We start from the raw sequence: 13,015 nt of genomic DNA, 5'->3' as shown, positions 1-13,015 counted from the left end.
AGTAATAATACTGAATACAAAGATTTAGATGGTCCTGATTGGGTAAAAGGAAAAGGATTTGTACCACAAGATATAAACAATCCACAACGTAATTTCCCATCGACAGGAACAAATAATGTTTATTTTTATTTATTATTAGCAAACGTAACGCCCGAAGAGATTATCTCAGCTAATGGCGCTAGAGTATTTCCGGAATCAGGGAGTGGAGTTAGTTTAGCTTTATCATCTGCAATAACACCAGGTTGGGGAAAAGGCTCACGAGATGTAGCTTTAAAGATAGTACTAAAAGGACCAGTAAACAGTAGTGCTAATAAAAACTTTAGCCCTTCTACGTTTAAGCTTTATTCAGATAGAGCCAAAAGTAACGTCTTGTATAGCTTTAAAATTGAAAGATGGTATATAGCCCAAGGGGCTAATATTAATGCATCTGTGCAAGATGCAAAAAATTACTGTAACCGAATTGGATACCGAATGCCAAGTGTTGCAGATTATACTAATGCAAATAATGATGATATTTGGACTGGAGGTATTCCTGGAAGAAATATCAATGGTTATCGCCGTCAATTAAGCTATCGCGGCGGTAATGGCAAGTGGATTGGTGGGCTATTTAATGAATGGGGAACCTTATTTAACAATCCTAATCACTATTTAGGTCTTGATAACTGGGAAACTAGTCATCCTCAAGATTGGTATTGGGCAATTGATACATACAAAGGAGAACCAATTCGAATCGATTTGGGGGATGGAGATTTATATGATTCTAAATCAACTAATAATAAACTTAGAGCTGCTTGTGTCAAGCCGTAGTTAAATTTGTTTTATTTGTTCAGCAAATAGTTTGATTCTGTAACTTTTTGAAGTTACAGAGGTTATTACGAGTAAGTTAATTATAGAACTTACTCGCATTGTTTACAGTAATTTGCGAAAAACTGTAATAAATAGACATAAAAAAGCGAAATTAACCGCCTTGTGAGTTTTTAAGGATTTTTTTAGCTATGAAGAGTAATTCCTTCGAGCTTTTCTTAATGGTGTTGTTCATTATAGTTATGTAAAAATGATAACTCTTTTTTCGCATGAACAACGAAAATATTTAAAATAAAAGTAATTAATTTTTATAAAAAACAGTGCAGTAAAACTTGAAATATGGAAAAGGTATTAATATAATGAACTGGACAAAGCACAGCTTTACAAAACTGTCACATTTTGAACATTTATCACTAAATTTTAGTTATTCCCATCTTACAATTAATTCTTCATGTTTGTCGTTATGGTCAAAAACGATTTTTTTAATAAAAATGGCAAAGATGCATATCCAAAAGACATTAGTAATGCCTATCTTGACTGTCAGACGTTATTTGTTTGGAATTATATTGGCATTATTAGGTTTGATAGTGTCCTTTAAATCTACTGCATTATCTGCGATTACATCAAAAGAGATCCATGGAAGTGGTCCTTATATTACTCTAGATGGAGGTAGAACCCATATAAATTCATCCGAACCTTTACTCAGTATAAAATTATCTGATGGTCGATTGATTACCTCTCAAGAAGATACATCAAGTAGCCAAAAACCAATCATACTATCGGGAAATTCAGAATCTATTCGTGATATTCAAACTTTTGTCCCAATAGATGGAAATAGTACTTACCCACAAATAGATATTCAAAAATTGATGGATGCCCCATATCATTATTGGGGAGATGATGATGGTGATGGTGATATTTTGGCAAATGGAAAGTTATCTCTAGAATGGTACGATGCAAACAAAAATATAACAGCAGAAGTAAAAAAAAATCCATCGTACAAGTTGGATGCTTGTAAAGCACCATATCGATTATTTATTACTACAGGAGAATCTTTAACGTTGTTGACACGTTATGGTATTCCGAATAAAACTGTTTATAAACAGAGTTCCCATTCATATTATTTTAAACCAAGTGCACCATCGGTTTGTTATGCTCAACCTAATTTATCAAACGATTCCAGTAATAATACTGTATATAAAGATTTAGATGGTCCTGATTGGGTAAAAGGAAAAGGATTTGTACCACAAGATATAAATAATCCACAACGTAATTTCCCATCGACAGGAACAAATAATGTTTATTTTTATTTATTATTAGCAAACGTAACGCCCGAAGAGATTATCTCAGCTAATGGCGCTAAAGTATTCCCGGAATCAGGGAGTGGAGTTAGTTTAGCTTTATCATCTGCAATAACACCAGGTTGGGGAAAAGGCTCACGAGATGTAGCTTTAAAGATAGTACTAAAAGGACCAGTAAACAGTAGTGCTAATAAAAATTTTAGTCCCTCTACATTTAAGCTTTATTCAGATAGAGCCAAAAGTAAAGTCTTGTATAGCTTTAAAATTGAAAGATGGTATATAGCCCAAGGGGCTAATATTAATGCATCTGTGCAAGATGCAAAAAATTACTGTAACCGAATTGGATACCGAGTGCCAAGTGTTGCAGATTATACTAATGCAAATAATGATGATATTTGGACAGGAGGTATTCCTGGAAGAAATATCAATAATTATCGCCGTCAATTGAGTTATCGTAGCAGTAATGGCAAGTGGATTGGTGGGTTATTTAATGAATGGGGAACCTTATTTAACAATCCTAATCACTATTTAGGTCTTGATGACTGGGAAACTAATCATCCTCAAGATTGGTATTGGGCAATTGATACATACAAAGGAGAACCAATTCGAGTCGATTTGGGGGATGGAGATTTATATGATTCTAAATCAACTAATAATAAACTTAGAGCTGCTTGTGTCAAGCCATAGTTAAATTTGTTTTATTTGTTCAGCAAATAGTTTGACTCTGTAACTTTTAAAGTTACAGGGGTTATTACGAGTAAGTTAATTATAGAACTTACTCGCATTGTTTACAGTAATGGTATGTTCCCACTTTTTAGTATCAAAAATATAAGGTTAACGATTCCCATCAACATGCAATGATGAATAATTTGATGATTATTTTTTACAAAATTGGTACCTAATATTTAAAACTATAAAATCAGTCTATTTCTTATTATTTAATATAATTTTCATATGGTTATATATTATTTTTAATAATCAGACTCATTTAATCACATGTTTACAAATCTTAACAAAAAAGTTATTTTTTACATAAAATTAACATAATATAATAAATATGATCAAATTTGTGTTTTATCAGTAGTTATGATTTGGATGCAAATGATTTTTTATAGGAAAAAGTAATTAAAAATGGAAGTTATGAATAATAAAATATACAAAAGCAATAAGTTAGCTTTTGAACAACCTCGAATGTTTATTTTAAAAATAGCTAAGTTTTTTGGCCAAATTTTACGAATTATATCGTCAAGTTTACATGTCAAACATTATGCTTATGGAACTATAATTGCTACGTTGGGTATAATGATATCGGGTAATGTTATTGCCTTATCCGCAACCACAACAAAGGTGATTGAAGGGAGTGCGCCTTATCTACAATTTAAAACGTCTCAGAATGATCAAGTCGGTAATAAACTAAAAAATTTAGATGAGTTGCTAGGTTTTATGATGCCAAGTCAAGAAAGCACTGGCGAACTAATACAAATTGGAGTTAATGATTCAATCTCCAATGGAGGTAAACCGTTAACAGTCCCTTTTGGTACAAAGTTTTCAGATGTTATTGCTTTGGTTACTGCTGATGGACAAGCACATACAATTTCTAACTTGCAAGTGGCGGATGATGATGGTGATGCTTCAATTACTGATAATTTTACCGTCGGTGGTACGTTAACTGCAACTTGGAAAGATGGTTCTCAAGTTGTGAGTGATTTACATCAGGAGTTGGCACTATGTGGGGGGCCTTATACTTTAGAGTTGAGTGCACAAGATATCGCCGTAACGACTAAGTATGGCATTCCCAATAAAAATCATTATGGTAGCAAACCCAAAATAACTTACCAATTTATGCTTTCAGGTGGCCCAAAATTGTGCTACGCTCGACCATATAGTATTTATGTTAATTCAGCTAGTAATGATATAACGAAATATCCTAAAGGCTATAACTCGGCAGTATGGAATGGTAATGGTTATAAGGAGGTTAATCAATTTCGTGTAGGATTTATAGCCGAGTCATTTCGACCTATCACTGGTTTCAAAGGGATTAAGTTTGACTTAATAGGTTCAGGGAATGAACAGTCAAAATACCGTTGTAGACTTGATGCTAGCAATATCAATAATTGGGTAACTTTATCAGGAAACGGAAATAAAGAATTGGGGAAAGGTTGTCAGGTTGTTTATAATAATCGTTTTAAACCGAAGACTCCATTAACCATTAATATGGAGTACACAGAAGATAACGGTAACAGTTGGAAAAATATTGGTAAAGTGACTCTTCCGATACCTAAAAAATGGGCAATTCTTGTTGATCATAGGAAGGATTATAAAAGTAGCGGTTTTATTAACTTTGATCGTGAGTACGTGGCGTTTGATGAATGTCGTAAAATTATTGATGGTCATGCAATACCTGCAACAACACGAGAACAAATTAATGATTTTTCTGACGCAGGAAAATCTTGGCGGCAAAAATATATGTATAGAAGGAATGAATTAATTAATTCACTTGATGCTGATTTACCAGAAGGTACTGCTACACTTCCTACACCAAGGACATATAGACATTCCCGTGATTTAGGTACATTTCTAGGAGAATGGGGAACCGTCTCGCGATATCATAACAATGGATCCTATATTTGGACATCTGAAATGTATCGAGCCAATAAGCCTTTTGCTGTTAATGATTCAGGATATATTTCGGGTGATTATTATGACCTTGGTTCTGTTCAGTCCTCTCAAACATTTTGTCGAGGTGAAAATTTACCATAAAAAATATATAAATCAAATTGATATTTAAAATAGGATTATTAATATGTTTGTTTTATAGCCAGTCATTAATTGATGATTATCTTATTGGTTTATGTGTGTCACTCCAAGATTTGAGGATGTTCAGACGTATTAATAATATTTCATTGTTCACAACCCACAGGGTAGTCTGTGTAGTACCTTAAAGGATAGTGAGTAATAAGTAGTATAGTGCTATAAAATAATCACTAAAATCGTAATGGGCAACTAATGTTGTTGTCCATTACGAGTATTTAAAAATGATCATGCTTTTTATAAAGCCCTTTTCTTATAGATATTAAATCTATTTCTTTATTTTTTCCACAACCAGATTAATTAGCGCAAGTCTTATAAAGCTTAACATAAAAGTTATTTTTTACTTCAACGTCGCATTTTATTTTGATCATAATTCGTCTTGGATATTTATCAGTCGTTATAGGTTAAATAAATGCTATCAAATTTAAAAGTCATTTTTAAATTGATAGCTAACTAATAAATGGGAAAACGGTTTTTAATGATCAACTGGACTATGACATTATTGAGTTGAGGGGTACAAAAATTTCTGGGTATCTCTATTACATGCTAAAGGTTATCTATAAGGGTGTTATGTCTATCTTTTGATTTCCAGAGATGGTGTCGGTATGTGTACCCTCTTAAAAGCGAGGCGTTAGATTAGAAATTATTCCTATTTTTTCACCGTTACCATTATGGTCATTGTGGCGAAGCATGAATATACATATACAAGTCCTACATTAAGTTTTGTGTATAGCGAATATTGATTTACCTATATTCTCAAAAATAACCCTAGACCCGATGCTCAGAATCATTACAATATATGCCATCAATTATATAGCAACTGATATGGTTTGCTATTTTTAAACAAAATTAACGGATGATGTTTTATGGCGCAATATGTTTATACCATGAATCGCGTAGGGAAGATTGTTCCCCCTAAACGCTATATTTTAAAAGATATTTCTTTAAGTTTTTTTCCAGGTGCAAAAATTGGTGTACTCGGTTTAAATGGAGCGGGTAAATCCACTTTACTACGAATTATGGCGGGTGTTGATACCGAAATTGAAGGCGAAGCACGCCCACAACCTGATATTAAAATTGGTTATTTACCCCAAGAACCGAAATTAGATCCTAAACAAACTGTACGTGAAGCCATTGAGCAAGCGGTTAGTGATGCTAAACAAGCATTGGCTCGATTAGATGAAGTATATGCCGCTTATGCTGATCCTGACGCCGATTTTGACAAATTAGCCAAAGAACAAGCAGAGCTTGAAGCCATTATTCAATCGCAAGATGCTCATAATCTTGATAACCAGTTAGAGCGAGCCGCTGACGCACTACGTTTACCTGATTGGGATGCGAAAATTGAAAATTTATCAGGTGGTGAACGCCGTCGAGTAGCAATTTGTCAATTATTACTTGAAAAGCCTGATATGTTATTAATGGATGAACCGACCAACCACTTAGATGCCGAATCAGTAGCATGGTTAGAACGATTCTTACATGACTACGAAGGTACGGTTGTTGCAGTAACTCACGATCGCTACTTTCTAGACAACGTAGCTGGTTGGATTTTAGAACTTGACCGTGGTGAAGGCATTCCATGGGAAGGCAACTACTCATCTTGGCTTGAACAAAAAGATCAGCGCCTAGCGCAAGAAGCCTCGACCGAATCGGCACGTCGTAAATCGATCGAAAAAGAACTTGAGTGGGTACGACAAAATCCGAAAGGGCGCCAAGCAAAAAGCAAAGCCCGCCTAGCTCGCTTTGAAGAACTCAACAGTAACGATTACCAAAAACGTAACGAAACTAACGAGCTCTTTATTCCAGCTGGACAGCGTTTAGGCGATAAAGTGATTGAAGTAAGCAATCTAACTAAATCGTATGGCGATCGTGTGCTGATTGATAACTTATCTTTTAGTATTCCTAAAGGGGCAATTGTTGGCATTATTGGTCCAAATGGAGCAGGGAAATCAACCCTATTTAGAATGCTATCAGGCAAAGAACAACCTGATTCAGGCACGATTACTTTGGGTGAAACAGTGCAACTTGCATCAGTTGATCAGTTCCGTGACAGTATGGACGACAAAAAAACAGTTTGGGACGAAATTTCAAACGGTCAAGATATTATGCGTATTGGCAATTTTGAAATACCAAGTCGTGCTTATGTTGGTCGTTTTAACTTTAAAGGTGTTGATCAGCAAAAGCGTGTAGGTGAACTTTCAGGTGGTGAACGTGGGCGTGTGCATTTAGCTAAATTATTGCAAGTAGGCGGTAATGTTCTGTTACTTGATGAACCAACCAATGATTTAGATGTTGAAACGCTACGCGCGCTTGAAAATGCATTATTAGAGTTTCCGGGTTGTGCTTTAGTGATTTCGCATGACCGTTGGTTCTTAGATCGTATTGCGACCCATATTTTGGATTATCAAGACGAAGGGCATGTTGAATTCTTTGAAGGTAACTTTACCGAATACGAAGAATGGAAAAAGCGCACATTGGGTGCTGAAGCGTTAGAGCCTAAACGTGCTAAATATAAACGAATCTCCAAATAGAATTAATTTTTATTTTATTCCGCCGATTTATATTGGCGGAATAGTTTTATCTTCTTGATAGCGATTTTAAATATTTTTCAAAATGTAATTATCTAAACTAACCCTTTAGATGAACTAATAATTCTCGAAAAAGTATCCATTAGCAAACGCGGTATAGCGTTTATACCACGTGATTTTGCATCATCACAAATGGCAATCGCAAGATCAGGTTTTGAACTTTTATGAATTGCTTTTTGAATAATTTGATGTACAGGCAGATCAATATGCTGTGTTGTATTATAAGCGGCAAGTTTATAGACATGACTAAAACCATGTTTAAATAAAAAGTTTTCAATGTCTCGCGCAGGTAAAACCGTTAAGTAATCATTAGGATTTTTATCTTCACCACATAACGATTTTACCGTATCGGCATATTTTTTACCCGCCATATCCCCATCGGTAATTACATACCAATGAATTCCCATTTTATTGGCATATTTTATAAGCGGTTTTAAACCACACTGAGCAAACTCAATAAGCTGAACTCCCTCTGAACTCAGATGATAACCACTTTGTTCTGCTAGTTCACGTAACAACCACACTTCGGTTTCGCCCTCGACTAACAACCAACATCGTGCAAATAAGGCATTTGATCGGCGATAAAGAATATGAAACGCAATACGACGACTATCACTAACGTTTAATGAATGAGGTTCAATGTATTTGGCAATAATTTTATCTGGCAGACGAATTAAACGATAAAGGTGTTCTAATGAAAATAACGATACTAGATCACTTGAGTTAGACGTGATAATTTTTTGTGTAGGAAAGTTTTTTAGTAAGCGAAATGCAACGGATAAAATGATTGGATGTAACAAACTTTCAGGCTCTTCTAAAATTAAAATAGGCATTGAACTTTGTGAAAGTGAATAATTTCCTTTAGCATCAATAATAGAGCCGAAAATTCCTAAAAATACCGTTTGTAAATAATCATTATCAAGATTATCCAATACATCATTAATTTGTTCCAAAATATTCCAATCTTCTGATCTTGGTGTACTTTTGGCATTTTTTTGTTTGTAATGATTGCGGTGTGCTTGATCGACAAAATAATACTCTAATAATGAGCGTGCGGCTTGTAGGCCTCGAGCTAATTCATCTTGGGTTAATTCGGCTGAATGGGCTTTTAGTTGGTTTGAAAGTTGGCTAATGTAGTGTTCGGATAATGGTTCGTTAGTAACAGTTAATTGCTCTGGATTAATTGCATTTTTAAGTGTCATTACTGGATTTAGTTTGATTAATGTTGCAATTAATAATTTTTCGTTTTCTATATTAAAGGGATTGCCTTGTGCATTGAGCAATTTATGTTGTGTTATAATTTGGTTATTTTGTTTATTGGCAGAAATTTGATAAGTGATACGATGCAGATTATCTTGGTGTGATTGATACGAAACTGAGCGTAATGGTTGATAATCTTGATTATTTAATTCATGTAAGTGTGATTGGCAATAAGTGATTTTAATAATAATATTATCGCCATAACATTGGTATTGATCATGATAAAAATCGGAATCGACAAATTGGTAAAATGTGTTGTCTAGTGATAACAATTGCAAAGCGCTGATTAAACTTGACCGCCCCCAACGATTTTCACCCATTAGTACGCTAGAACTTGCATTTAATTTTAAAGATAGTTGACTAATACCTTTAAATCCGGAAATATCAATTTGTTCAATAAACATAGCGTATCCTTATTGTTAAAGATGATACTTTTCTGTCCTTTTACGAATTCGTTCAACTTTTTGATGCGTACTAGCAATTAACTTAGCTTCATTACGCAAAATCGTTTTTAAAGGTTGATTAAAATACACTTTCAAAAAACGCCAAATATCACGATCAGTTAGCCCAATATTCATGGCTGAAAAATAAAGCCCAATTAAATCTTTATCACGCCAACGAACAGGAACTGTTTTACGGATCTGAGCACGGTGTAAATCAATCACCGATAATTTTATTTGCTGATGATTTTCAAAAAGCGGAATATCAAGCAAAAAGTGACACAAATAACAATCACGATGATTAACCCCAGCCGCATGCATTTGGGCAACCATTTTTGCCAAATAAATCACTAAACAACGCTTTATATGATAGCTAGGTGGATTAGTTAACCATGGCTTAGTAAAAGCTTCTAAACTCACAGTCGGGTTAAGATCTCTTGTCACAATAAACGAATGACGAGTCAGCGGATTTAGCCCCTTACGACCAAATGCTCGCCCATCCATCGTATTAACGCCAACTTGCTCCAAACGCTCAATCGCATTCCACTCTTGCTTAGCATCTAAAACAGGTAAACGTAACGAAATAAGATTCTTCACAATCTCTTTAATGGTTGTACCACGATGAATTTTAATAAAATACGATTCATCACCAAGCTCAAAATTCAACGTCTTACGTTGCTTAACCGCTCGATAGACTTTGCCTGATATTAACTCAACTTCCGCAAACGGATCTTTATTTTTCCACAAAGCATCAAAAGGGGATTTTAACTTCAACTCATTCATAATGATCACAACCTAAAATAATATCCGCGGCACGCTGGGCTAAATGATATAAATCAGCCGTTTTACCATAATGTATTGCATTGTTGTGCCATGTTAATAACCGATCGTGGTTTGTTATGGCATTTTGCAACGCTTGATTGAGATCTACTTGTACAAAAGGTTCGGCAAGGATCACCCCAGCATTGGCATCATCAATATGATAAGCATAGCCCGAAGTGCTTGACACAATCACTGGCACTCCAGCGGCTAACCCTTCAATAAGCACCATACCGGCTGCTTCTTGCCTTGCAGGGTGCAATAGCAAATCTGCCGCAAATAAAAAGTCAGGGATATCATTACGCCCTGCAAAAAAACGTACTTGATGCTCAATGCCGAGTTGCTTAGCCAGTTTTTGATAAGCTTCGGGATTATCCTGCCCCACTACTAAAAAAGTCACTTTTTGTTTTAAATCGCAAGGTAGTGCGGCAATGGCGGTTAAAGAACGATCTACTCCCTTACGCTTAAAATCTGATCCAATTTGCACAATCACAAAATTATGTTCATCAATTTGATTGGCTTGCCTAAATTGCTTACCTTTAGCTAGCGACTCATAATTGTATTGACGATCTTGCGCAATACCGGGTGGCAAAAGGTAAAATCGAGACGGAACAGTATGATAATAGTGCTCAAAATCACTAATTTGCTGTTTTGTTAGTACCATAACTTTGGTTTGGCTATGTTGATTAAATACCGCATCTTCGAAAGCTAAATAGTGCTTACAGCGTTTTGACAATTTATACAAAAAGCCCTTGTGTGAAACCTTTTCGGCATAACAAGTATCACCTGCAAAATAAACATCCAAATCAGGCATTTTATTAAAGCCAACTACACAATCAACAGGATTTGCTTGTAAATGATCCTTCACCCAATGGTAATAAGATTGATTACGACTATGGTTGGATAAGCCCTTTTTAGGTACCAAAATAATGTCAAACCCACAAGGTACATCGCCTTGCCAATCCATGACATAAACACGAACATTATGTCCTCGATTTTGACAAGCTTTAGCTATTTGCCAAAAATCACGTTGCAAACCACCAAAAGGAAAATATTTATAAATACAAAAAGCCAGTTGCATGCAGATTGTCTCAAGTTTGAAAGGCGTATTATATACTTAGTATTTATTTGGGTGCAAAGTTTGATTTTTATAGACCCAAATTTGCTGTAAAATTTGGGTCATAGTGGCAGTTGAATAAGCATACTGTCATTTGTAAAAATAATTCAAGAGTCTATACCATTATAGTTTGGTTTTATTCTTAGTGTGGGTGCGTTACGCTATTGATAATCTCTCAAACTATAATAATTTTAGATGAAATTGTTAGCACCATTGAAAACGTAAAAAGAATGACCAAAAACAATAGAGAATAGCAAGGGACAAATAGATATATCTTATTTTTCTATTTTTTATAAAAAATAAACTCAAAATTAAGGGAATGGTAAGGATAAGAAAAACGTCTTCACTATTTCTTCCACTTAATGGTAACGTGCAAAGGTTGTCTGGATCACCTGTAAAAATCATCCATTCATATTTATTGGTTGAAAATAAATTAATAATTATTAATAAAAAGGCGAAGTGGATAAATGAAAGGATGTCCTTTTTCATAATCATTAAATCCACTTATGATTTAAAAAAGTAACTATCACCAATAGCACTACCTTGAGCACCAAACTGGCGTAAATTGTGATCAACGGCATTCATCGATTGCCAATGGTTTTCACACCAATCAGGAGCAAGTAAAGTTGGTTTTCTGGCATTAGCTGATATGCGATGATACAAAATATTGGCTGGCGTTTGGCGAATGATATCGCCAGCAATATCGACATATTCATCTAATGATAATACTGGAAGCCGCCCAGCCCGCCACGCTTTTGCCATAATACTACCTTCAACAATATGTAAAGGGTGTAATTTTAAACCGTCCACACCACAGTCTAGCACACGCTCAAGGGTTATAAAGTTATCTTGTTTGGTTTCTTTCGGTAAACCAATAATTAAGTGAGTACAGACCTTAATGCCAAGCTTGCGTGCCTTTTGTACGGTTTGATAATAATCATCAAAAGTATGCCCTCGATTAATATCGTGTAAGGTTTTGTTATGAGCAGTTTGTAAACCAAGTTCTAACCAAACTTCATAGCCATTGGATTGATAATTCGCAAGCAAATCAAGTGCTTCATCAGGAACACAATCAGGGCGAGTGCCAACACAAAGCCCAACAATATCCGCACTATTCAGGGCTTCTTCATACATACTTTTTAGAATTTCAACCTCGGCGTAGGTGCTGGTATAAGCTTGAAAATAAGCAAGGTATCGTTTAGACTTTTTCATCTGTTGGGCTTGCGAGGTTAATTGTTCAGAAATTGATTTAACCTGAATAGATTCATCAATGATTGAGGCAACATTACAAAAAGTACAGCCACCTTGCCCAATAGTACCATCTCGATTGGGACAACTAAAGCCACCATGTAAAGTAAGTTTATAGATCTTTTCGCCATAACGACGTTGTAAATCGGAACCGAATGTATTAACGACTAAATGAAGTTGCATTATAAACCAAATAAAATTTTTAATTATTTTAGCAATATGTCTTGTATGCCATATCTTATCCATAATACTACTTTTCAACAATATATAAATATTTTTTATAACTCAAAAAAAGATTGAAATTGATCGCTGATTAAGTAAGGGTAACTAGTGTTGTTTTTTACACTGTGATGTGCGGTAAGTTTAAGGCTTGTTGTAATTAATAACTAGGAGTTAACATGTAACTCACCAATAAATATGCTGAAGGTTATTCTGGTAAACGTTATTACAGAGGTTGTGAATATGTTGATGTTGTTGAAAAATTGACAATTGATCGTGCTAAATGTTTCTTTAAATTTATTTACATTTCTTTACAAAAAAGTCCGCCAAAAAACTAGCCAACTATTTCTTAAATGGCTATACTTTAATCGCTTTAGAAAGATAAGCTTATTAAATAAGCGAGCA

General features: G+C 34.8%; 8 protein-coding genes and 2 pseudogenes. 5 read left to right on the top strand and 5 right to left on the bottom strand.

All coding sequences use genetic code 11. The annotated features are described in order from the left end of the window. From ACGH80_RS11145 to ettA, 4 genes and pseudogenes are all read left to right on the top strand, one after another. Window positions 1-807 (top strand): annotated as a pseudogene (locus tag ACGH80_RS11145) (hypothetical protein); the annotation flags it as partial. Window positions 808-1,391: 584 nt separating this feature from the next. Continuing rightward, window positions 1,392-2,792 carry a hypothetical protein gene (locus ACGH80_RS11140; protein WP_411631163.1) on the top strand — a complete coding sequence of 467 codons (1,401 nt, stop codon included), beginning with the start codon at window positions 1,392-1,394 and terminating at the stop codon, window positions 2,790-2,792. A gap of 453 nt (window positions 2,793-3,245) precedes the next feature. Beyond that, window positions 3,246-4,865, top strand: coding sequence for a hypothetical protein (locus tag ACGH80_RS11135; RefSeq protein WP_141672723.1), 1,620 nt, complete (start codon window positions 3,246-3,248; stop codon window positions 4,863-4,865). Window positions 4,866-5,782: 917 nt separating this feature from the next. After that, window positions 5,783-7,450: an energy-dependent translational throttle protein EttA gene (gene ettA / locus ACGH80_RS11130; protein ID WP_296301036.1), complete on the top strand. Its 1,668-nt coding sequence runs from the start codon at window positions 5,783-5,785 to the stop codon at window positions 7,448-7,450. A 92-nt stretch (window positions 7,451-7,542) separates the two neighbouring features. Here the strand turns inward: ettA and ACGH80_RS11125 are convergent, their stop codons facing one another. The 5 genes from ACGH80_RS11125 to ACGH80_RS11105 form a co-directional block, all read right to left on the bottom strand. Next, window positions 7,543-9,171, bottom strand: coding sequence for a DUF2813 domain-containing protein (locus ACGH80_RS11125; RefSeq protein WP_411631161.1), 1,629 nt, complete (start codon window positions 9,169-9,171; stop codon window positions 7,543-7,545). 15 nt (window positions 9,172-9,186) lie between these two features. Then, window positions 9,187-9,990: a lipopolysaccharide core heptose(I) kinase RfaP gene (gene rfaP / locus ACGH80_RS11120; RefSeq protein ID WP_411631160.1), complete on the bottom strand. Its 804-nt coding sequence runs from the start codon at window positions 9,988-9,990 to the stop codon at window positions 9,187-9,189. After that, entirely contained in the window at window positions 9,983-11,107 is a 1,125-nt protein-coding gene (locus ACGH80_RS11115) for a glycosyltransferase family 4 protein (protein WP_296318407.1), read from the bottom strand. Before ACGH80_RS11115 ends, rfaP begins: the two co-directional genes overlap by 8 nt. A 240-nt stretch (window positions 11,108-11,347) precedes the next feature. Beyond that, on the bottom strand, window positions 11,348-11,632 hold the full coding sequence (locus ACGH80_RS11110) for a DUF2645 family protein (protein WP_366940519.1): 285 nt from the start codon (window positions 11,630-11,632) through the stop codon (window positions 11,348-11,350). Window positions 11,633-11,647: 15 nt separating this feature from the next. Further along, entirely contained in the window at window positions 11,648-12,574 is a 927-nt protein-coding gene (locus ACGH80_RS11105; RefSeq protein WP_296301040.1) for a TIGR01212 family radical SAM protein, read from the bottom strand. Window positions 12,575-12,795: 221 nt separating this feature from the next. On the opposite strand from ACGH80_RS11105, the pseudogene glyA reads away from it, so the two are divergent. Then, a pseudogene (gene glyA / locus ACGH80_RS11100) lies at window positions 12,796-12,927 on the top strand (serine hydroxymethyltransferase); the annotation flags it as partial. Window positions 12,928-13,015: the final 88 nt, after the last annotated feature.

The organism is Gilliamella sp. BG1, from assembly GCF_046635625.1.
Taxonomy (GTDB): domain Bacteria; phylum Pseudomonadota; class Gammaproteobacteria; order Enterobacterales; family Orbaceae; genus Gilliamella; species Gilliamella bombi.
The sequence above is the reverse complement of the archived record's forward strand: the minus strand, read 5'-3'. Positions and strand labels throughout refer to the sequence as shown.